18 protein-coding genes are annotated in these 21757 nt (G+C 67.3%); 10 read left to right on the top strand and 8 right to left on the bottom strand.

Going from position 1 to position 21757, the window contains the following annotated elements:
- Positions 1-4 precede the first annotated feature (4 nt).
- Positions 5-2209: a TonB-dependent siderophore receptor gene (locus tag JTE92_RS04800; RefSeq protein ID WP_063240363.1), complete on the bottom strand. Its 2205-nt coding sequence runs from the start codon at positions 2207-2209 to the stop codon at positions 5-7.
- Positions 2210-2466: 257 nt separating this feature from the next.
- Between JTE92_RS04800 and JTE92_RS04795 the strand changes: the two genes are divergently transcribed.
- On the top strand, positions 2467-2736 hold the full coding sequence (locus tag JTE92_RS04795; RefSeq protein ID WP_063240364.1) for a BrnT family toxin: 270 nt from the start codon (positions 2467-2469) through the stop codon (positions 2734-2736).
- Positions 2720-3070, top strand: a complete 351-nt coding sequence (locus tag JTE92_RS04790; RefSeq protein WP_063240365.1) for a BrnA antitoxin family protein — start codon at positions 2720-2722, stop codon at positions 3068-3070. Before JTE92_RS04795 ends, JTE92_RS04790 begins: the two co-directional genes overlap by 17 nt.
- 69 nt (positions 3071-3139) lie before the next feature.
- Here JTE92_RS04790 and JTE92_RS04785 read toward each other — a convergent pair whose 3' ends face one another.
- Both JTE92_RS04785 and JTE92_RS04780 read right to left on the bottom strand, forming a co-directional pair.
- Positions 3140-4531: a dihydrolipoyl dehydrogenase gene (locus tag JTE92_RS04785; protein WP_063240366.1), complete on the bottom strand. Its 1392-nt coding sequence runs from the start codon at positions 4529-4531 to the stop codon at positions 3140-3142.
- Between the two features lie 203 nt (positions 4532-4734).
- Positions 4735-5466, bottom strand: coding sequence for a glutathione peroxidase (locus JTE92_RS04780; RefSeq protein WP_063240367.1), 732 nt, complete (start codon positions 5464-5466; stop codon positions 4735-4737).
- Between the two features lie 258 nt (positions 5467-5724).
- Between JTE92_RS04780 and JTE92_RS04775 the strand changes: the two genes are divergently transcribed.
- From JTE92_RS04775 to ada, 3 genes are all read left to right on the top strand, one after another.
- A complete protein-coding gene (locus JTE92_RS04775) occupies positions 5725-7494 on the top strand; it encodes a dipeptidase (protein WP_063240368.1) in 1770 nt (589 codons plus the stop codon).
- A 299-nt stretch (positions 7495-7793) separates the two neighbouring features.
- A complete protein-coding gene (locus JTE92_RS04770; protein ID WP_371136909.1) occupies positions 7794-8495 on the top strand; it encodes a 2OG-Fe(II) oxygenase in 702 nt (233 codons plus the stop codon).
- Positions 8496-8505: 10 nt separating this feature from the next.
- Positions 8506-9618: a bifunctional DNA-binding transcriptional regulator/O6-methylguanine-DNA methyltransferase Ada gene (gene ada, locus JTE92_RS04765; RefSeq protein ID WP_084254701.1), complete on the top strand. Its 1113-nt coding sequence runs from the start codon at positions 8506-8508 to the stop codon at positions 9616-9618.
- A gap of 8 nt (positions 9619-9626) precedes the next feature.
- Here ada and JTE92_RS04760 read toward each other — a convergent pair whose 3' ends face one another.
- Entirely contained in the window at positions 9627-11384 is a 1758-nt protein-coding gene (locus JTE92_RS04760; RefSeq protein ID WP_063240369.1) for an FAD-dependent oxidoreductase, read from the bottom strand.
- Positions 11385-11597: 213 nt separating this feature from the next.
- Between JTE92_RS04760 and JTE92_RS04755 the strand changes: the two genes are divergently transcribed.
- Complete coding sequence (locus tag JTE92_RS04755; RefSeq protein ID WP_063240370.1) at positions 11598-12341, top strand: YceH family protein; 744 nt, start codon at positions 11598-11600, stop codon at positions 12339-12341.
- Between the two features lie 280 nt (positions 12342-12621).
- Positions 12622-13524 carry a patatin-like phospholipase family protein gene (locus tag JTE92_RS04750; RefSeq protein ID WP_063240371.1) on the top strand — a complete coding sequence of 301 codons (903 nt, stop codon included), beginning with the start codon at positions 12622-12624 and terminating at the stop codon, positions 13522-13524.
- 21 nt (positions 13525-13545) lie between these two features.
- On the opposite strand, the gene JTE92_RS04745 is transcribed toward JTE92_RS04750, so the two are convergent.
- The 3 genes from JTE92_RS04745 to JTE92_RS04735 form a co-directional block, all read right to left on the bottom strand.
- The gene (locus JTE92_RS04745; RefSeq protein WP_063240372.1) at positions 13546-14076 is read right to left on the bottom strand and encodes a hypothetical protein; all 531 of its coding nucleotides are present in this window, start codon (positions 14074-14076) and stop codon (positions 13546-13548) included.
- 214 nt (positions 14077-14290) lie between these two features.
- Complete coding sequence (locus JTE92_RS04740) at positions 14291-14974, bottom strand: Hpt domain-containing protein (RefSeq protein WP_063240373.1); 684 nt, start codon at positions 14972-14974, stop codon at positions 14291-14293.
- Between the two features lie 45 nt (positions 14975-15019).
- On the bottom strand, positions 15020-15643 hold the full coding sequence (locus JTE92_RS04735) for a response regulator transcription factor (RefSeq protein ID WP_063240374.1): 624 nt from the start codon (positions 15641-15643) through the stop codon (positions 15020-15022).
- Positions 15644-16248: 605 nt separating this feature from the next.
- On the opposite strand from JTE92_RS04735, the gene JTE92_RS04730 reads away from it, so the two are divergent.
- Positions 16249-18144, top strand: coding sequence for a PAS domain-containing sensor histidine kinase (locus JTE92_RS04730; protein WP_371136903.1), 1896 nt, complete (start codon positions 16249-16251; stop codon positions 18142-18144).
- A 39-nt stretch (positions 18145-18183) separates the two neighbouring features.
- Here the strand turns inward: JTE92_RS04730 and JTE92_RS04725 are convergent, their stop codons facing one another.
- Entirely contained in the window at positions 18184-18657 is a 474-nt protein-coding gene (locus tag JTE92_RS04725; RefSeq protein ID WP_063240375.1) for an Lrp/AsnC family transcriptional regulator, read from the bottom strand.
- 410 nt (positions 18658-19067) lie between these two features.
- Here JTE92_RS04725 and hppD point away from each other — a divergent pair, with 410 nt between their 5' ends.
- Both hppD and JTE92_RS04715 read left to right on the top strand, forming a co-directional pair.
- Entirely contained in the window at positions 19068-20147 is a 1080-nt protein-coding gene (gene hppD, locus JTE92_RS04720) for a 4-hydroxyphenylpyruvate dioxygenase (RefSeq protein ID WP_010812427.1), read from the top strand.
- A gap of 184 nt (positions 20148-20331) precedes the next feature.
- Entirely contained in the window at positions 20332-21726 is a 1395-nt protein-coding gene (locus JTE92_RS04715) for an amino acid permease (RefSeq protein WP_063240376.1), read from the top strand.
- Positions 21727-21757: the final 31 nt, after the last annotated feature.

Genomic DNA, 21757 nt, shown 5'->3' with positions numbered 1-21757 from the left:
CGCGTCAGAAGCGGTACGTCACGCTGCCGACCACCGTGCGGCGCGCGCCGAAGTAGCAGTCGCCGCGTGCCAGGCAGGTGGTCAGGAACTGCTTGTCGAACAGGTTGTTGGCGTTCAGCGCGACGCGCAGCGGGCCGTGGTCATAGGCGATCATGGCGTCGTACAGCGTGACCCCGCCGACGCGGTTCTGGTCGGTGCCGTCGTAGCTCGGGCCGACATAGCGCACGCCGCCGCCGGCCACGAAGCCCGGCAGCCCGAACAGCTTGAAGCGGTAGTTGGCCCATAGCGACGCCATGTTCGACGGCGTGCTGGCCAGGCGCTTGCCGACCTCGGCCGCGCTGCCCTCGATCACGCGCGCATCCAGGTAGGTATAGGTCGCGATCAGGTCCAGGCGGCTGGTCAGCGAAGCCAGTGCCTCGACCTCGATGCCGCGCGTGCGGGCCTCGCCCACCTGCACCTGGTCAGGAATGCCGTTGACCACGCCAGCGGTCTTCCGGTTCTTCTCGCGCATGTCGAACGCCGCCACGGTCAGCGAAGCGTTCTTGCCCGGCGGCTGGTACTTGATCCCCGCTTCCCACTGCGAACCGCGCAGCGGCTTGAAGGCCTGGTTGGAGCGGTTGAAGCCGGGCAGGCCCTGGAACGACTCGGTGTAGCTGACGTACGGGTTCAGGCCGATGTCCGAGCGGTACATCAGGCCGGCACGCTTGGTCAGTTCGTTGTCTTCGCGGCTGGCCGCAGGTGTGTTGTCCTGTGCCGCGCGCGACCAGTCATAGCGCAGGCCCAGCATCAGCAGCCACTTGTTCCATGACAGCTGGTCCTGCAGGTAGACGCCGGTCTGGATCTGCTTGCTGGGGTTCAGGTCGCGCGTGCCAGGCAGCGTGAAATTGCCGTAGACCGGGTTGAAAACATCGAGCGGCGCAGCGGTGCCGCCGACGCCCGAGCGGCCGGTGATCTCGGCATGCTGGTAGTCGACGCCGGCCAGCAGCGTATGGTCGACCGCACCCGTGCGGAAGTTGCCTTGCGCCTGCGTGTCGACCACGAAAGCATTCAGCGTCGGCTGGCTCAGGTAGACCGTGCGGCGCATCAGCGTGCTGCTGCCGGGCACCCAGCCGTGCGTCGCGCCGGTAAAGCCGGCGGCGTAGATGCTGCGGTAATCCACGGTGCTGTGCGAGTAGCGCAGGTTCTGGCGGACCGTCAGCGCATCGTTGACCTTGTGCTGGAACTCGTAGCCCACCGAGGTCTGCTCCGCGTTGTAGCGGTCGTAGCCCGGCTCGCTGATGAACAGGTGATCGGGAATCTGCCCGCCCGGGTTCGGATAGAGCGTGCCGCGCCACGGGAAGAAGCCGACCGAGGTCCCGGTTTCGTCGCGCTGGAAATTGGTCAGCAGCGTGAACGAGGTATCGGCATTGGGACGGTACGTGAGCGACGGCGCGATCAGGTAGCGGTTGTCGGGCACGTAGTCCACCTGCGTGTCGCTGTCGCGCGCCAGCGCCACCAGCCGGTACATCCACTTGCCCTCGGCATCGAGCGGGCCGGTCAGGTCGGCCTGCACCTGCTTGCGGTTGTAGTTGCCGAACTGCACGCCGACCTCGCGCGCGGCCTCGGCCTGCGGGCGCTTGCTGACCAGGTTGAGGATGCCGCCCACCGCGCCCTGCCCGAACAGCATCGACGACGGGCCGCGCAGCACGTCGATGCGCTCCAGCCCGTAAACGTCCGCGCGCACGTTGTTGTAGAAGCCGACCTGGTTGAGCAGGCCGTCGCGGTACTGCGTGAAGTCCGTGCCGCGGAACTTGCCCCAGTCGCCGCGCGCGTCATTGCCGTAAGGGCCGGCATAGACGCCGGCGGTGTAGCCGATCGCCTGTTGCACCGACTGCGCACCCTGCGCTTCCATCCGGTCGCGCGTGATCACCGTGATCGACTGCGGGGTCTCCATCACCGGCGTATCGGTCTTGGTCGCGGTGGCGCTGCGTCTGGCAACGAAACCGTGTACCGGGCCGGTTGCGGTCTCGTCGACGCCAGAGGCACGCACGGTCACGGCCGGCAATTCGGCGGCCGCGCCAGAGGCAGCCTCGGGCGTGCCTGCCGACTGGGCAAACACGCCGCCGGCATGCAGGCTCAGGGCCAGGGTGGTCAGCGAAAGGCCGCGGGGAGGCGTCAGCCGGGAACGGGCAAGGCGCGGCCTGGCCCGGGAGATCGGATGAAAGGACATCACTCAGGAACGGAAATGTAGCGTGCCGCGCACCGGAAACGGCGACGGCTTGCCAGTGGAAATTTCTGATTACGAATGCGAACAATTCGTAATTACATTTTAATTGTAACCTGAATGTGTCAGGGGCGATACATTTTCCGCAAGACTTGGTCGCCACGTTCCGAAAGTGACTTATTTTCCGCTTTTTACGATATCCTGCGTCGGTATTTACGCTGCAGCATTAAATTTGCCTGAGCTATTTTTTGCTGCTACGGTAAATGGACATCGAGTTCGATCTGGCGAAGGACGCCATCAACCGACGCCAGCATGGGTTGTCACGGGCCGCTGCCGGGCTGTTCGACTTTGAACGCGCGCTGCTCAAGACCGATACCCGCAAGCGATACGGCGAGACGCGCTACATCGCATATGGGCCAATTGGACCTCGCCTGCATTGCCTGGTCTTCACCATGCGCGGCGACACACTGCGTGCGATCAGCCTCCGAAAAGCCAATTCCCGCGAGGTGCGAGACTATGAACAGGAAACCTAAGCTGACTATCCCGACCCCCGCGGAAGACGCCGCGATTGCCCGCGGCATGGATGCCGATCCGGATGCGGTTTCGCTGCCCACCGAAGAGATCAGGCAGATGCGCCCGGCCATCGAGGTGCTCGAGCGGGCGATAGGGAAGGAAAAGGCCGAGGCACTGGTAAGGCGCCGGGGCCGTCCGGCCAAGCCAGCGGCCGAGCGCAAAGTCAACCAGACGCTCAGAATCGATCCCGATGTGCTTGAGGCCTACAAGGCAACGGGCAGCGGCTGGCAAACGCTGATGAACGATGCCCTGCGCGACTATGCGGCGGCGCATCGCATGATGCCCCGGCGTTAGGCTGCCCCCAGGTGCCCTGCAATCGTCCCAGCCGCCGCCCGCCCCGATCACCGCCGGGTCGGGGGGGCCCTACGCCGCAAGCCTGGCCGCCGCGTCGCGCAGCGCCGTGCGCAGCCCCTCTTCCACCACCGGGTGGTAGAACGGCATGCCCAGCATCTGCCCGATGGTCAGCCCCTGCTGGCATGACCACGCCAGCAAGTGCGCGATGTTTTCCGCACGCGGGCCGATCCATTCCGCGCCCAGGAAACGACCGCTCGCCTTGTCCGCGTAGACATGCATCAGCCCGCGGTTCTTCAGCATCACGCGGCTGCGGCCCTGGTCTTCGAAGCTGACTTCGCCGGTGACGAAGCTGCCCTCGGCCAGGTCGGCGTAGCGCTGGCCGACCATCGCGATCTGCGGGTCGGAGAACACCACCGCCAGCGGCGCGCGGCGCGCCAGCCGCTTCACCTGCGGATAGCTGGCGGCGTTCTCGCCGGCGGCCTTGCCCTCGTCCGCGGCTTCGTGCAGCAGCGGCAGGACGTTGTTGGCGTCGCCGGCGATAAACACCGGCGCATTGCCGCACTGGAGCGTTTCCGGGTCGAACACCGGCACACCGCGCTGGTCCAGCGCCAGGCCGGTGTTTTCCAGGCCGAGGCCGCGCACGTTCGGCTCGCGGCCGGTGGCCGCCAGCGCGTAGTCGAAGCGCTCGGTCACGCTGCGGCCTTCGCGGTCGGCATAGGTCACCACCACCTGGTCGCCGTCGCGGGCCATTTCAGTCACGCTGGCTTGCGGCTCGAGGTAGAACTCATCGTTGAAGGCCTTGGCGGCATAGGCGCGGATCGCCGGATCGGTCAGCGGCCCGAGCGAACCGCTGACGCCGAACACGCGCACCCGCACGCCAAGGCGCGACAGCGCCTGCCCAAGCTCCAGCCCGATCACGCCCGGCCCGAACACCACCACGCTGTTTGGCAGGTCTTCCCATGCGAACACATCGTCATTGACGATCAGGCGGTCGCCAAAGGCCTTGAACGGTGCCGGCAGCGCGGGCCTGGAGCCGGTGGCGATGACCACGCGGCTGGCGCGCACGGTCGTGTGGCCGTCCACCTCCAGCGTGGTGTTGTCGATAAAGCGGGCATGGCCGCGGAGCCGGTCGGATTCCGGGATATTCTCGACGCCGCGCACGACAAAACCGACAAAGCGGTCGCGTTCGCCGCGCACGCGGGCCATGACCTCGCGGCCGTCGATGCGGACCTGGCCATCCACGTGTACGCCGAACGGCGCGGTGTGGCGCAGCTCGTGCGCGGCCTCGGCGGCGGCGATCAGCAGCTTCGAAGGCATGCAGCCGACACGGGCGCAGGTGGTGCCGTACGGGCCGCCTTCGATGATCACGGCGCGCTTGCCGGCTGCCACCGCCGCGCGGTAGGCGGCAAGGCCGGCGGTGCCTGCGCCGATCACGGCGACGTCGGTCTGGATGGTAGTCATGGCGTACGGCTCCTTGGTTGTCATGGCGTGAATCAGGGGTCAATCAACGGGCTGGATGGCACCGCCCTGCCCTGCCAGCGATTGCGGGCAAGGCGGTGCCATCGGGTCCGGCGACTGCCGGTCCGCGCAAGCGGAAGAGAAAGGCTTGGAGCGGCTTAGTTGGCCACTTGGTTGGCCACTTGGTTGGCCACTTGGCTGGTCGCTTACCTGGCCAGGTACTGCTGCAGCGCCTCGGCGCCGCCGACCAGCTTGCCGTTGATAAAGACCTGCGGCGCGGTCATCTCGCCCGACACGGCGCCCAGCACCTTGCCGCGCACCTTGTTGTCCAGCGGCACGTCGATGTAGTCGAAGCCGTTGTCGTCCAGCAGCTGCTTGGCCTTGGCGCAGAACGAGCAGCCCGCCTTCGAGAACACCACCACCTGGTCAGGCTTGCGCGCGCCCGGGGCGATGTGGTTCAACATGGTGTCGGCATCGGAAACCTTGAACGGGTCGCCCGGCTCTTCCGGCTCGATGAACATCTTCTCGACCACGCCGTCGCGCACCAGCATCGAATAGCGCCAGCTGCGCTTGCCGAAGCCCAGGTCGGCCTTGTCCACCAGCATGCCCATGCCTTCGGTGAATTCGCCGTTGCCGTCGGGAATCATGGTGATGTTTTCGGACTCCTGGTCTTTGGCCCATTCGTTCATCACGAAGGTATCGTTGACCGACACGCACAGGATGTCGTCGACGCCATGCCTGGCGAACACCGGCGCCAGCTCGTTGTAGCGCGGCAGGTGGGTGGATGAACACGTCGGCGTGAAGGCGCCCGGCAGCGAGAACACGACCACGGTCTTGCCGCTGAACAGCTCGCCGGTGGTGACGGTCTTCCACTCGTTGTCTTCACGGACGCGGAAAGAAGCATTGGGAACGCGTTGGCCTTCACGGGATTGCAGCATCGGAATCACTCCTTGGTCTGGGTTCATTCGGTTGTCTCGGCTGCGTGTTGCAGCGAAGGCCTCATTCTGTCGACCGCGATGTGATTTGTACAATTCATCGTTTCAAACAAGATGATTGTGTTTAGCTATGGAGACGACATAGGAATCCGCGATTGCGGCCTGGGGCACGCTTCGCGCGCGCACGCCACGCCATATTTGTTCTGCAAACCCCGGCGAGTGCCCTATCATGCGGCATCCAACCTGACTTCCTGCTTCGCAATGACCCGATCTTGCCGCCCGCACCACCGGACGACGCCACGCCGGTGGGCTGCCCTGCTTGCGCTATCGATCCTGATCGCGCACCCCGGGCAGGCGCAAACCCTGAAGAAGCCGGCGCTCGATGCGCTGGTCAGCAGCACCCGCGCCGCCGCACCGGCTGACCTGCAGGCCTTCATGGCGGCCGCCGCCAAGGCGGAGCCGGCGGTCGCCCCGGCCGTGGCCGCCTGGCAGGCCAAGGCGCCGCTGGCGGGCGACAACCTGGTCAATATCGGCCGCCTGCTGGGCGTCTACAACCGCGTCCGCAACGAGGCGGCCGTGATCGACACCATCGGCAAGATGGTGGCGCTGCGCACCGTGCGCGATGAAAAGATCGCCCAGCACGACAACCCCGCCATCGTTGAGTTCGGCAAGCTGGTGGAAGGCATGGCGCGCGACTTCGGGCTGGCCTACCGCAACGTGGACAACCGCGTGTTCGAAGTCACGCTGCCTGGCGGCGGCAAGGACACCTTCGGTATCCTGACGCACGCCGACGTGGTGCCGGCCGTGGCCGAGGAATGGGTGCTGGACGACGGCACCCGCCTCGATCCGTTCCGGCTCACGCGAGTCGGCGACACGCTCTACGGGCGCGGCACCATCGACGACAAGGGCTCGATCGCCGCCGTGCTGTATGCGATGAAGACCGTCAAGGAAAGCGGCGTGCCGCTGGAGCGCACCATCCGCCTGATGATCGAGACCACCGAGGAGACCGGCGGCGATGGCATGAAGTATTACCGACAGCACACCACGCTGCCGGAATACAACATCGTGCTCGACAGCAAGTATCCCGCCGTGGTCGCGGAGAAAGGCGCCGGCACCCTGACGGTCTCGTTCGGCATCCAGTCCGCCGACGGCAAGGCCGAACGCGGCAAGGCAGGCAGCAAGAGCCCTGCCATCGTGGCCATGCGCGGCGCCGCCTCGGCCAATGCCATTCCCGAGACCGCCACCGCGCGCATTGCCGGCGGCGATGCCGCCGTGGCCGCGGCCCTCGAACAGGCGAAGACGGACTTCGTGCGTCGCCACGCGCCGCGCGGCAAGTTCTCGATCGATGTGAAGCGCGAGGGCAATGAAGTCGAGGTCAAGGTCACCGGCGCGTCCGCGCACGGCTCGCGCCCGGAAGAAGGCGTCAACCCGCTGCCGCGGCTGGCGCTGTTCCTGCAGGCCAGCGGCGTGCGCTTTGCCGACAACCACTACCTGAGGGCGGTGCGCTACCTGAACGACCTGTACGGGCTGGACTACCTCGGCAACAAGATGGAACTGGCATATCGTGACGCCTTCATGGGGCCCCTGACGATGTCGCCCACGCTGGTGCGCGAGCGCGGCGAGTATGTCGACGTGGTCACCAACGTGCGCATGCCGCGCGGACGCACGCCTGATGAACTGGGCGCCCGCATCACCAAGCGCATCTTCGGCTGGGCCGCGACGCACGGGCCGGTGGAGATCAAGTACGACCAGGGCAACTGGATGGCGCGCGACCCCAAGGGCGCCTGGCTGTCCACGCTGCTCAATATCTTCGGCGACACGACCGGGCTGGAAGCCAAGCCGGTCGCGACCGCGGGCAGCACCACCGCCAAGCTGATGCCCAATGCGATCAACTTCGGGCCGGCGATGCCGGGCAAGAAGTACACCGCGCACAATGCGCGCGAGTACAAGGAAGTGGCCGACCTGAACCTCGACATGCAGATGTTCACGGAAATGCTGGTGCGGATCGGGAACCTGGACAAGATGCAGTAGGGCCGGGCTCCTACCCAGGAACCATTGCTAACCGATTGATTCGGTTCGTACCACCGAAGCATCGCTGATGCCGGCGAAACGGCGCCGCATCAGTCCCGCTCATCGCGCAGAATTCAAAAGCAAGACCCGGAGTGCCACGGCCGCGTGCCCGGCCTAAAGTGGGCACCATGCAAGCCCCCCGGAGAATGGCAGTGACGATCAAGCAGGCACAGCGCCCCCAGGCATATGCGCTGACAGTAGGCGGGCCGCGCCGCCCCGTGCCGGCCCCGCTCGAGGACCGGCGCCAGCCGCCAGCAGCTATCGGCGCGCGCGTCGATGGCATCGAATGGGCCACGCTGGAGCGCGAACTCGATGCCTATGGCTGCGCCGCCATCCGCGGCCTGCTGGCCGAAGCGGAATGCCGGGCGCTCGCCGCGCGCTACGCGCAGGACGGGCTGTACCGCTCGCGCATCGTGATGGCGCGGCACGGCTTCGGCCAGGGCGAGTACAAGTATTTCGCCTATCCCTTGCCCGACATCGTCGGCGCCTTGCGCACGGCCCTGTATCCCCACCTCGTGCCCGTTGCCAACCGCTGGAACGCCGCAATGGGTATCGACACGCGTTATCCCGCCGTGCACGCGGACTATCTGGCGCGTTGCCACCAGGCCGGCCAGTCGCGTCCGACGCCGCTGCTGCTGCGTTACGGCCCCGGCGACTACAACTGCCTGCACCAGGACCTGTACGGCGAACATGTGTTTCCGCTGCAGGTGGCGGTGCTGCTGTCCGAGCCCGGACGCGATTTCACCGGCGGCGAGTTCGTGATGACCGAGCAGCGCCCGCGCATGCAGTCGCGCGCCGAGGTGGTGCCGCTGCGCCAGGGCGACGCAGTGGTATTCGCGGTCAGCCAGCGGCCCGTGCAGGGCAGCCGGGGCAGCTACCGGGTCAACCTGCGCCATGGCGTCAGCCGGCTGCATGCGGGCCAGCGCTACACGCTCGGCATCATCTTCCACGACGCCAGTTGAGGAGCGACACATGCCCGCATCCACGCCAGGGCCGCGCCGGAACGCCGGCAGCGCCGGCAGCGCCAGTCGCACCGACAACGCCACCGCCATCGAGAACGACCCGCGCTGGGCGCGCGTGCTGGCGCGCGATCGCGCCGCCGACGGCAGCTTCGTCTACGCGGTCAGGACCACCGGCGTCTATTGCCTGCCCAGCAGCCCCTCGCGGCTGCCGCATCCGGCCAATGTCGAGTTCTTCGACAGCGCCTCGGCGGCCGAAGCCGCAGGGTACCGGCCAAGCCGCCGCGCCGCGCCGCCCGCGCTGGCCGCGCGGCACGCCGCCATCGTGGCCGACGCGTGCCGCCGCATCGAGGCCGCCGACGCCGTGCCTGCGCTGCCCGAGCTGGCGCGCGCCGCCGGCGTCAGCGCCTACCACTTCCACCGGCTGTTCAAGGCCGCGACCGGCCTGACCCCGCGCGCCTACGCGGCCGCGCACCGCGCCAGCAAGCTGCGCACGCAGCTGGGCAGCAGCGAATCGGTGACGGAGGCCATCTACGACGCCGGCTTCGGCTCCAACAGCCGCTTCTACGAGACCGCGGACGCGGTGCTCGGCATGACGCCGTCGCGCTACCGCGCTGGCGGCGCCGACACCGATATCCGCTTCGCCATCGGCCAGTCCGCGCTGGGAGCGATCCTGGTCGCGCAGAGCGACCGCGGCGTCTGCGCGATCCTGCTCGGCGACGATCCGCAGGTGCTGCTGCAGGAGCTGCAGGACCAGTTCCCGCGCGCCAACCTGATCGGCGGCGACGCGCGGTTCGAGCAGCTGGTGGCGCAGGTGGTGGGCTTTGTCGAGGCGCCATCGACCGGCCTGGCGCTGCCGCTGGACGTGCGCGGCACCGCCTTCCAGCAGCGCGTCTGGCAGGCGCTGCAACACATCCCGCCGGGCAGCACCGCCAGCTACGCCGAGATCGCGGCCCGCATCGGCGCGCCGCGGGCGGTATGCGCGGTGGCGCAGGCCTGCGCGGCCAACCACCTGGCGGTGGCGATTCCTTGCCATCGCGTGGTGCGCAGCGACGGCGGCCTGTCAGGCTACCGCTGGGGCGTGGCGCGCAAGCGTGATCTGCTCGAGCGCGAGGCGAAAGGCTGAGGCCGGCGCTATCGTGCCGCCGCCAGCTGGACCTTCGCCAGGTAGTCGTGGATCTGCGCCACCACCGCGGCGCCCTCGCCCACCGCCGCCGCGACACGCTTGGTCGAGCCCGAGCGCACATCGCCGATGGCGAAGACCCCCGGCACGCTGGTCTGCAGCGGATAGGGCACCGCCGCCGCGCAGCCTAGTTCGCCGCCTCCGGTGCGCACAAAGCCCTTGCCGTCGACTTCCACATGGCAGGTGCGCAGCCAGCTCGCATTGGGGTCCGCGCCGATGAACAGGAACAGGTGGCGCACGTCCATTTCCACCGGCGTCGGGCTTTCGCCGGGCGCATCGTAGCGCACCCGCGACAGCCAGCCGTTGCCCGCCAGCGCGGTGATGTGCGCATGGGGATGCAGCGTGACATTGGGCAGCGAACCGATGCGGTCGATCAGGTAGCGCGACATGGTCGCGGCCAGCCCGGGCCCACGCACCAGCATATGCACGTGCGCGGCGTTAGACGCCAGGTAGACCGCCGCCTGTCCCGCCGAGTTGCCACCGCCGACCAGCATCGCGGGCTCGTTGCGGCACAGCTTGGCTTCCACCGGCGAGGCCCAGTAGTACACGCCACGCCCCTCGAAGCGCTCCAGCGACGCAATGCCGGGCCGGCGGTATTGCGCGCCGGTGGCGATCACCACGGTATGGGTCGGAATCATGCGTCCGTCGACAAGCTCCAGCCGGATCGGGTCGGTGCCGCAATGCAGGGCCTTGACCTCCAGCGGAATGGCGATATGCGCGCCGAACTTCAGCGCCTGCACGAAGGCGCGTCCGGCCAGCGCCTGCCCGGATATGCCCGTGGGAAAGCCCAGGTAGTTCTCGATACGCGCGCTGGCGCCGGCCTGGCCACCGGGCGAGCGACAGTCGATCACCGCGACCGACAGCCCTTCGGACGCCGCATACACTGCCGTCGCCAGGCCGGCCGGTCCCGCGCCCACCACGATCACGTCATAGACATGGTCCGGGTCGAACTCCGGCAACAAGCCCAGGCATGACGCCAGCTGGCCCTCGTCCGGCGCGCGCAGCACGCGGCCATCGGGGCAGATCACCAGCGGGAAGTCGCTCGCGGGCGCGTGGGCGTACTCGAGCAGCAGCGAGCAGTCGCCGTCCACGTCCATGTCGATCACGGTATGCGGGTAGCCGTTGCGCCGCAGGAATGCCTGCAGCGCCAGCAGCAGCGGCTCGGTGCCGTGGCCGACCAACACCGGGCCGCTGCCGAACTCGATCAGGCCGACCCGGCGCAGGATCAGCGCGCGCATGATGCGCTCGCCCAGCTCGGCCTCGGCCACCAGCAACGCGCGCAGGCGCTCGGGCGTGATCGCGTAGCCGTCGGTGTCGGTCACGGCGACGCCGTCGACCAGCGCCGGCCGGCCGCTGAGCGTGCCCACCTCGGCCAGGAAGTGGCCGGGCCCCTGTTCGGTGATCGTGTGTTCGCGGCCCAGCCCGTCGCGGCGCACGATGCGCACGCAGCCGCTGGTGACGAGGTACATGCCGCGGCCGGCCTGGCCGATCGAGAACAGTTTCTCGCCGGCGCGCCAGTGCTGCGGTGTACCGAAGCGCTGCACCCGTGCCATGTCTTCGGCGCCAAGCTGCGGAAACATCTGGTGCCAGCGCGACTCCAGCGTGGAGTACGGCGCGTCCAGGCCGCCGCCGTCAGGCGTTGCGCCCGCGCTGCCAGCGTCGCCATCAGTGGCGCCCGTTGCCATCGCTTCCGCCTGCGAAATCGCCATGTCGGCCCCTCCTGTGGTCGGTGCGCGCGCAGCCGGCGGCGGCGCGGCCTATCGATAGTAGACGGCGCGCCGCAGAATGCGAGGGACGAACCGGCCGCAATCAGCGGCGCGGCGGCCTCGTCATGGCATAGTTGCGCCTGGCGCTGCCTTGCGCTTGAATGGGAGCGCGCTGCCAGGCCGGCAGGCGCCGCCCGAGTCCAACCCAGAGTCTTGATGCAACCCGATTCCGTCTCCGACGCCAGCCAGCCTGGCGAACGCCCCGCCCGCCCCGCGCCGCGGCCCCTGTCCGCCGTGGAAGGCCGCGTGCTCGGCGTGCTGGTGGAAAAACAGCACACCGTCCCCGACACCTATCCGCTGTCGCTCAACGCCCTCGCCTCCGGCTGCAACCAGAAGACCGCCCGCGCCCCCGTCATGAACGTGAGCGAGCCCGAGATCCTCGACGCCATCGACGGGCTCAAGCACCTGAGCCTGGTCTTCGAAGGCAGCAGCAGCCGCGTGCCGCGCTTCGAGCACAATATGCAGCGCGGGCTCGGCGTGCCAAGCCAGTCGGTCGCGCTGCTGGCGATGCTGCTGCTGCGCGGGCCGCAGACCGCGGCGGAGCTGCGCCTGAACACGGCGCGCCTGCACGCGTTTGCCGATATTTCGTCGGTGGAGGGGTTCCTGGAGGAACTGGCGGAGCGCGAACCGCCCTTCGTGGTGCGGCTGGCGCGCGCGCCCGGCGCGCGCGAGCACCGCTGGATGCACCTGCTGAGCGGCGATGCGGGACTGGAAGCCGCGCAGGAGACGGCTTACGGCGGCGGCCAGGGCAGTGCCGAAGGGGGTGCGGGGACTGCCGCCGAACTTGCACAACTGCGCGCGGAACACCAGGCGCTGTCGGAGAAGGTCGTCCGCCTGCAGGCGCTGGTCGAGCATATGGCCAGCCAGCTTGGGATTGCTCCCGACGAATTCCTGGAATAACGCACGCACCCGGTACTTCCCGCAGCCCGCGCTGCGCCGCCGCAGCCATGGTACTGCCAGCGCCCCCTCCCGCTGGCAGCCTTGTTTGAAGTTGTCGAAAACTTCTGGCGGTTAATTGCATTATTAAGCAAGACACGAAATGCCGACGTGGCCGGACCGGAGTTCCGGGGCACCATCCTGCCCAGCCGGCGCGGTGTCGCCTATGCTTTGCTAGGGTCGGGACACGCGAGCCGACATGCAAGAGGAGACGGCGCGGACGCGCCGCGCCATCAACACAGCCATGGACAAGACAGCCTTCGTATTTGCCGGCGGCGGCAGCCTCGGCGCAATCCAGGTCGGCATGCTGCGCGAGCTGGTGGCATGGGGCGTGACGCCCGACATCGTCATCGGCGCCTCGGCGGGCGCGATCAACGGGGCCTATTTCGCCTGCAATCCCGGCGTTGCCGGCGCTGGCCGCCTGGACCAGCTGTGGCGCGGCATCCGCCGCGCCGACATCATGCCGTGGGGCTGGCGCAGCGTGTTCGGCATGGTCGGGCGCAGCCGCGGACACCTGGTCGAGTCGGCGGGCCTGCGCGCGTTGCTGGCGCGTAATTTCGGCTCGCGCCGGCTGGAAGCGGCCGACCTGCCGCTCCACGTGGTCGCGACCGACATGAACAGCGGCGACGAGGTGCTGCTCTCCCACGGCAACATCGTCGATGCGGTGCTGGCCAGCGCCGCCATTCCCGGCGTGTTCCCGCCGGTGCAGTTCGAGGGCCGCACGCTGATCGACGGCGGCGTGGCCAACAATACCCCGGTCTCCACCGCGGTCGCCCTCGGCGCCACCCGCGTGATCGTGCTGCCCGCGGGCTTCACCTGCGCCGAGCGCCGGGCGCCGCGCGGCGCGCTGGAGCATGCCTTCAATGCGCTCTCGCTGCTGGTGGCGCGCCAGCTGGTGCATGACCTGCAGCACTTTGCCGACCGGGCATATATCAGCGTGGTGCCGCCGCTGTGCCCGCTCGATATCTCGCCCTACGACTACACGCGCTGCGGCGAACTGATCGACCGCGCCGCCGCCACCACCGCCCAATGGCTGCAGGGCAAGGGTCTGGAGAGCCGCCATGTCCCGGGCGCGCTGCACGTGCACTCGCACGACGACGCGTCGCCCAGCTGCAGCACCGATATTCCGGCGGCCGCCCCGCACTGACAGCCCGGCGAGCCGGTGGCTTCAGGGCAGCCGCGCCAGCAACCGGTCGCGCCAGGTGGGTGGCAGCGCCAGCCGCCCTTGCGCGCCCCCAGCCGGAGAGGCGTAAACCAGCGCCTGGCCGTCCCAGCTCACGTGGACCGGACCGGCGCTGGTGATGGTGCGGTGGGCCAGCAAAGGCTCGCGCCCCGCCCCATGCGCTTCACCACGCGCCTCTCCATAGACGCGCAGCAGCAGCCGGTCATGGCGCAGGTAGCAGTATTCTGCGGCATAGCGTGCAGCGGCATCGACCGCCGGCAGGTGCCGGCAGTTGTGGGCACCGGCGCGCTCCCATGCGCCGTGCCCGTAGACGATCGCCGTCCAGATGGCGCCGAGCGCGGCCAGCCGGCCAATTGCAACGCGCACCAGGCGCTGCGCCCGTTCGCGGCGCCCCTCGCGCGTGGCCAGCACCTGCAAGATGGCGCGGCCGGAAAAGAACGACAGCAGCAGCAGCGCCAGCGCAGCAAGATGGAAATAGAAGGCCGATTCCGGCAATGCCGCCAACGCATGGTTCATGACCCGTTCCCGGAAAATGGCGGCGCCGGGGCAGGAAAAATCTGGCCGGCATTGCCGCGCCAACATCCATCCATGCCCGCACCGAATGAATCGGCAGCATTCATTACCGGAGATTCAGGATAACCAGCCGCCGTTAATCCAGCATAATCAAGCGGCGCGCTTGCGCCAATCCGGTAAATCACCGTGCCTGATAATCGCGCCAATTGGCCAGGCGTTATGTCCTGGCCGCCAGCGCCGTCAATAATCCAATCAGCCGCGCGCAGCTCGGCTCGAAGACCGCGCGCAATGCCGCCACCGTGCCGGCATCGCCGCTGCGGGCGGCGTCCTCCATGCGTTGTGCCAGCACGCGCAACGCGTTGCAGCCGACGTAATGCGCAGACGATTTCATCCGGTGAGCGATGCTGCCGCACGTCTCCAGTTCGGTGCCGGCGGCGCGCAGCTGCGCCAGGTCGGCCTGCGCCGACGTCACCAGCGCCTGCAGCAATTCGGCCGCGAAGCCCGCGTCGCCAAGGGTCTGCGCGGCAATCGCAGCGGGGATCGCAGCCGCCTCATGCGCTGGCAGCGCGATGTAATGGCGCTCGGCCAGCATGGCAAGAAGCGCCGCCTCGGTTGTCGGCGCCGGCAAACGGGCCACGAAGGCACCATGGTCCGAGTGTTTTCCGGGCGGCACCGCGACCGCGCATAGCGCGCCGGCGGCATGCCAGCCTTCCAGCAACGTTGGCGGCACGGGCGTGCCGGGCCCGGCGATGACCAGCCCGACCTTGCCGGCCGATGCCGGCGCAAGCGCCGAAGCCGGCGCGGCCACGTGCGGTGCAAACCCCAGCCGCTGCAGCAGCGGCGCCAGGCTGGCCGCCCACCGTCCGTCATGCAGGGCTGCAAACAGCAGCGCGCCGGTCATGGCAGCGCCTTCCCGGGCAATGTGAAGGAAATCAGGTTCGCCATGCTAGCCGATCGCAATATGGTGGCGCCGCGCAAAATCGATGACATCCACAATCGAGCGCGCGCCGAGCTTTTCCATGATCCGCGTCTTGTGGGTGCTGACGGTCTTATTGGAAATAAACAGGACTTCCCCGATCTCCTTGTTGCTCATGCCCTTGGCCAGCATTTGCATGATAATCAGCTCCTTGTCCGACAGGCTGGCCAGGCGCAATGCCTCATCGCCGAACTCGGATTTGCCGCGCTCTAGTTCGGGCATCACCGTGTAGCCTGCCAGCACCGATTCGGCGCAACGCACGATCTCCGACAGTTCCTGGGTCTTGCTCACGAAGCCATGGGCGCCCGCCTGGCGCGCCCGCGGGGCGAAGGTATCCTGGTCCTGGCCGGAGATCACCAGGATACGCACGCCCGGATGCACGGCCTTGAGGCGGGGGATCACATCCAGGCCATTGATCTTCGGTATGTCGAGGTCGAGGATCACCACGTCGGGGGCATACTGCCGCACGATTTCCACGGCAGCCTGGCCGTTGTCCGCTTCCAGTACATGGGTGACGCCCAGCACCTGGGACAAGTGGGTCTTGAGGACGACTCGCACGGGCGGGTGATCGTCGACGATCAGGATAGTGGCCACTGCATTCACTCCATAGCAAACTTCTTGTGCCCGCGTGAAGGAGCACGCAGTCAGGCGTTGCAGCATTGTGCTCAGCATTTGCTCACAAATACACATGAAGTTTCCGAGACGTGCCGCGAATCTTCCCATCTTGGTGAACAACAGGTAAATCGCTGTCCTATTTGTCCCTGGTCGGCACGTGTTTCGACCACAAGCAATGCAGCATTAACAGAGCGCGTATGCATCGCGACCGGCAAGGCCGAATCATAGCGCCGCAGTCACCCTTGCAATGTGCAGCGGACTCGCCCGACATGCATTCCATCGGCGAGGGCGCGGGCTGAAACTTGCGCTGCAGGCCCGCCAATGGCAGCGCGTGAGGCACTGTCGCCATTCGATTCGGAAATTTCCACATGCATTTTCGGAGGTGTCTGAATGAGGTGGTGCAGCCTGGCTCATAGAGTGAATACCAGCCGCATTTTCCTGGTTCGCCTTGCTCCGACTTGCCCCGCCTTTCCTGCCTATCCTGCCTATCCTGTTTGCCGGTCCGTTCGGAATCCGCCCGCACCGCATCCCTCGCCCCATCGCACCGCCGCCACGCAAATGCCGGGTTGCATCGTTGGGCCGCGATGCTCCTGTTGGCCTTTTCGACCGGCGCCATGGGCCAGGCCATGGCGCCCCTGCACGCCGCACCGCTTGCCTATGAACGCGTGTACGGCTGGGCCGCGATGCTGCTCTGCGGCCTCAGTGCATGCCTGCTGGCATGGATCGCAGTCCTCCACCGCGAGGTGCGCCGGCGCCGCGCCGCCGAGAGCGCGCTGAAGGACCACGTAGCGATCCAGTCGGCGCTGCTGGACGGCATCCCGCAGCCAGTCTACCTGCGCGATGCCTCACTGCGGCTCATCACCTGCAACCGCAGCTACGAGGAACTCGTCGGCGCCCCGCGCGATCTGCTGCGCGGCCAGCCGCTCGATGCGCCGGGCCAGGCGCATCCCATCGTTACCGACATGGCCGAACTGGCACGCGACTACCGCAAGGTCCTCGACGAGGGCGAGCCGCTGCGCAAGGACCGTTGCCTGCGGCTCGGGGGGCGCAGCCATCATGTGCTCAACTGGATTACCCCGCTGCGCGGCGCCGACGGCAGGGTCAAGGGCCTCGCGGGCGGCTGCGTCGACCTGACCGAGCGCCACGACATGCTGGCCGAACTGGCGCAAGCCAAGGCCGACGCGGAAGCCGCCAACCGCGCCAAGTCCACCTTCCTGGCTTCGGTCAGCCACGAGATCCGCACGCCGATGAACGCGATCACCGGCATGCTGGAGCTGACGCTGGCGCAATGCCAGCTACCTGGCCACGAACGCCTGCAGCTGGTAACCGCGCATCAGGCGGCGCTCGGCCTGCTGGCACTGATCGACGACATCCTCGACTTGTCAAAGATGGAGGCCGGCAAGTTCAGCATCCACCCGGCGCCGGCATCGCTGTCGGCGCTGGTCAACGACACGTTGCTGATCTTTGGTCCCGTGGCCGAGCAGAAGGGACTGACGCTGACCAGCGAAACCGGCGCCGGCGTCGCGCCGCTGCACCAGGTCGACGGCCTGCGCTTCCGGCAAATCCTGGGCAACCTGGTGTCCAACGCCGTGCGCTTTACCGACCGCGGGACGATTCATATCCAGCTCGAAGCCGAGCCGGCCGGGGACGGCAGGCAAGGCGTGACGCTGACCGTTACCGATACGGGCATCGGCATACAACCGGCGGCGCAGGCGTGCCTGTTCGAGCCGTTCTCTCAGGTGCATGGCCAGTCGCGTTCGCACGCAGGCGGCACCGGGCTCGGCCTGGCGATCTGCAAGCGGCTGGCCAACGCGATGGGCGGACAGATTGCGTTGGCCAGCCAGCCGGGCCAGGGCACGCGCGTGACGGTGTCGCTGCCGCTGGCGTTGGCCGACGCCGTCGCTGCCGCGCCGGCACAGCCCGTGCCGATGCCGGGCTGCGCGCGCTGCCATGCGCGCATCCTGGTGATCGACGACCATGCGCCCAACCGCCTGCTGCTGCAGCGCCAGCTGGAGTACCTGGGCCACCATGTGGCCACCGCGCAGGACGGCCGCGACGGGCTGGCCAGGCTGGATGGCGCCGTCTTCGATGTCGTCGTCTGCGACTGCGCGATGCCGGTGATGGACGGCCTGGCGTTCACACGCGCGGTGCGGGCGCGCGATGACGCGGTCCGCGATGTGCCGATCGTCGGCTGCACCGCCAGCGCCGTGGCGGAAGATCACGCCGCTGCGCTGGCTGCCGGCATGAATGCGGTGATCGTCAAGCCCGTGAGTCTGCGGGCCCTGGACGAAGCGGTGGCACGCGCCTGCGGCAGTGGCCACCCGCCGCCGCGGCCGGTGATAACGGTCCATGCGGCGCCATCCGATTCGCCCGCCACGCATGCGCCCGACGCCGGCAAGCCCGGCTCATGCCCCGCCTGGTGCGCCGTTTGCCGCGCGATGAACGTGGCGTGCGACCGGGTCGACACCGTTCCGGAGTAACGGGAACCCCGGGGAACCCCGGCGCGCGATGTCTGGGTTTCAGGCTTCCACCGGCACCGCGCTGGTGCATTTGATCTCGTCCAGGCAGACGCTGGACTTGACCGCACTGACCCCCGGGATGCGCATCAGCGTATCGAGCAGGAAGTCAGACAACGCCTTCAGATCCTTGGCGACCACCTTCAGCACGTAGTCGATATCGCCGGTCACGGAAAAGCACTCCTGGATCTGTGCCAGTTCCGCCACCAGCCGCTTGAAGTTGGACAGCTCGCGGATATGCCCGCGCTCCATCGTCACGTGGATGAAGGCAACCACGCCCAGGCCGAGCGCGGCGGCATCCAGCCGCGCTTCGTAGCGCTTGACCAGCCCGGCCTCTTCCAGGCGGCGGTGGCGCCGCAGCGTTTGTGCCGGAGACAGCGCAATGGCCTCGGCCAGCTCCAGGTTCGAGGCGCGCGCGCGCTCCTGCAAGACCGCCAGCAGGCGGCGATCGGTACGGTCCAGCTCGATCGTTTGCACTTTGATTTCCTTATTTCAAATTTTCAAGCAATTTTATTTCATAAGCTAGGGTTTCCCTGCGTGGCTAACGAAATCCAATTTTGCTGGGCAGAATATACACTGCATGCCAAGCCAGCGACGTAAAACCAGCACCGCAACCGGGCTGGCCAGCAATGACTGGCGGTGGCGCCAGCCGATCCGGGCAACGCCGCCACTGCAATAATATTTCCCGATTCACCGGTTCTGAACGCCCCCATGACCACGAACCTGCCTTCCCTGCCTGGCACGCCAGGCGCCAGCGCCGATGGCGCGGAGCGCTGAACCGGAATCCCGATCTCCAGTGCGCGCCCGCCCTGCCCGACGGCACTCTGCCGGCGCCGCACCGATCCAATCACTTAACTTCCCCTTAGTTTCCCCTTAGTGAGAAAGCCATGGCCGACCTGTTTGACAACCCGATGCAACTGATGGGCTTCGAATTCGTGGAATTCGCCTCGCCCACCCCGAATGTGCTCGAGCCGCTGTTCGAGCAGATGGGCTTCACGCTGGTGGCAAAGCACCGCTCCAAGGACGTGGTGCTGTACCGCCAGGGCGAGGTGAACTTCATCGTCAACCGCGAGCCGCACAGCCACGCCGCCTACTTTGCCGCCGAGCACGGCCCGAGCGCCTGCGGCATGGCGTTCCGCGTCAAGGATTCGCACAAGGCCTACGCCCGCGCGCTGGAACTGGGCGCGCAACCGGTGGAAATCCCGACCGGCCCGATGGAGCTGCGCCTGCCCGCGATCAAGGGCATCGGCGGTGCGCCGCTGTACCTGATCGACCGCTTCGAGGAAGGCAAGTCGATCTATGACATCGACTTCGAGTTCATCGAGGGCGTCGACCGCCACCCGGTCGGCCACGGCCTCAAGCTGATCGACCACCTGACGCACAACGTCTACCGTGGCCGCATGGCTTACTGGGCCAATTTCTACGAAAAGCTGTTCAACTTCCGCGAAATCCGCTATTTCGACATCCAGGGCGAGTACACCGGCCTGACCTCCAAGGCCATGACCGCGCCGGATGGTAAAATCCGCATTCCGCTGAACGAGGAATCGTCCAAGGGCGCCGGCCAGATCGAAGAGTTCCTGATGGCCTTCAATGGCGAGGGCATCCAGCACATCGCCTTCCTGACCGACAACCTGATCGAGGTCATCGACCGCCTGCAACTGGCAGGCGTGCCGCTGATGACCGCGCCGAACGACTACTACTACGAAGCGCTGGACACGCGCCTGCCCGGCCACGGCCAGCCCGTCGAGCAACTGAAGTCGCGCGGCATCCTGCTGGACGGCACCACGGAAGGCGGCAAGCCCCGCCTGCTGCTGCAGATCTTCTCCAAGACCGCGCTGGGCCCGGTGTTCTTCGAGTTCATCCAGCGCCGCGGCGACGAAGGCTTCGGCGAAGGCAACTTCAAGGCGCTGTTCGAGTCGCTGGAACGCGACCAGATCGAGCGCGGCACGCTCAAGGTCGAGGCCTGACCGGCATCGGCCGTCCCTGACCGGCCGCCTGTCACGGGCACCAGCCGGTTCCGGCAAGCAGACCTCTCACGCGGCAGCCACCCTGCCGCGCGGGCGGTGGCGTCCCCCCGGCCCAAGCGTCCGACTCCAAACAGCCAGAGGCGCGGGCCCGCATTCCATGAGAATGGGTAGAGGAAACAACTGAATGCATGCAAGCAGCAATGACGGCACGCTCAAGCGTGGCCTGAAGAACCGGCATATCCAGCTGATCGCGCTGGGCGGCGCCATCGGCACCGGCCTTTTCCTGGGCATCGCCCAGACCATCAAGATGGCGGGGCCATCGGTCCTGCTGGGCTACGCGATCGCCGGCATCGTGGCGTTCTTCATCATGCGCCAGCTCGGCGAGATGGTGGTGGACGAGCCCGTCGCCGGTTCCTTCAGCTATTTCGCCGACAAATACTGCGGCCACTTCGCCGGCTTTCTCTCCGGCTGGAACTACTGGGTGCTGTACATCCTGGTGAGCATGGCCGAACTGTCGGCAGTCGGCATCTATGTGCAGTACTGGTGGCCGGAAATCCCGACCTGGGTCTCGGCGCTGGTGTTCTTCCTGGTGATCAACGCGATCAACCTGTCGAGCGTGAAGTCCTTCGGCGAGATGGAATTCTGGTTCTCGATCATCAAGGTCGCGGCGATCATCGGCATGATCGGCTTCGGCGGCTACCTGCTGATGTCCGGCACTGCCGGCCCGCAGGCCAGCGTGGCCAACCTGTGGCAGCACGGCGGCTTCTTCCCCAACGGCCTGGGCGGCCTGGTGATGGCCATGGCGGTGATCATGTTCTCGTTCGGCGGGCTGGAGCTGGTGGGCATCACCGCGGCGGAAGCGGATTCGCCCGAGAAGACCATCCCCAAGGCCACCAACCAGGTGATCTACCGTATCCTGATCTTCTATGTGGGCGCGCTGGCGGTGCTGCTGTCGCTGTACCCGTGGGAGAACGTCGTCACCGGCGGCAGCCCGTTCGTGCTGATCTTCCATGCGCTGAACAGCAACTGGGTCGCCAACGTGCTGAACGTGGTAGTGCTGACCGCGGCGCTGTCGGTCTACAACAGCGGCGTGTACTGCAACAGCCGCATGCTGTACGGCCTGGCCCAGCAGGGCAATGCGCCCAAGGCGCTGCTCAAGGTCAACCAGCGCGGCATCCCGCTGGCGGCACTTGGCCTCTCGGCGCTGGCCACCGCGGCCTGCGTGGTGATCAACTACTTCATGCCGGGCAAGGCCTTCGAGATGCTGATGGGCCTGGTGGTGTCGGCCCTGATCATCAACTGGGCCATGATCAGCCTGATCCACCTGAAGTTCCGTGCCGACAAGCGCCGTGCCGGCCAGGCCACGAAGTTCCAGAGCTGGGGCTATCCGCTGACCAACTACCTGTGCCTGGTGTTCCTGGCCGGCATCCTGGTGGTGATGTACCTGACCGAAGGCCTGCGCCTCTCGGTCTACCTGATCCCGGTGTGGCTGGTGGTCCTTGCCGTCAGCTACCTGGTGCGCCAGAAAAACGCGGCCGCCCCGCTGCAGGACGGCGTCGCCGCCCAGCAGCTGCGCTGACCGGCCAGTGCGGCGCCCGCACCCTGCGGGC

Source organism: Cupriavidus oxalaticus, assembly GCF_016894385.1.
Classification (GTDB): Bacteria; Pseudomonadota; Gammaproteobacteria; order Burkholderiales; family Burkholderiaceae; genus Cupriavidus; species Cupriavidus oxalaticus.
The sequence above is the reverse complement of the archived record's forward strand: the minus strand, read 5'-3'. Positions and strand labels throughout refer to the sequence as shown.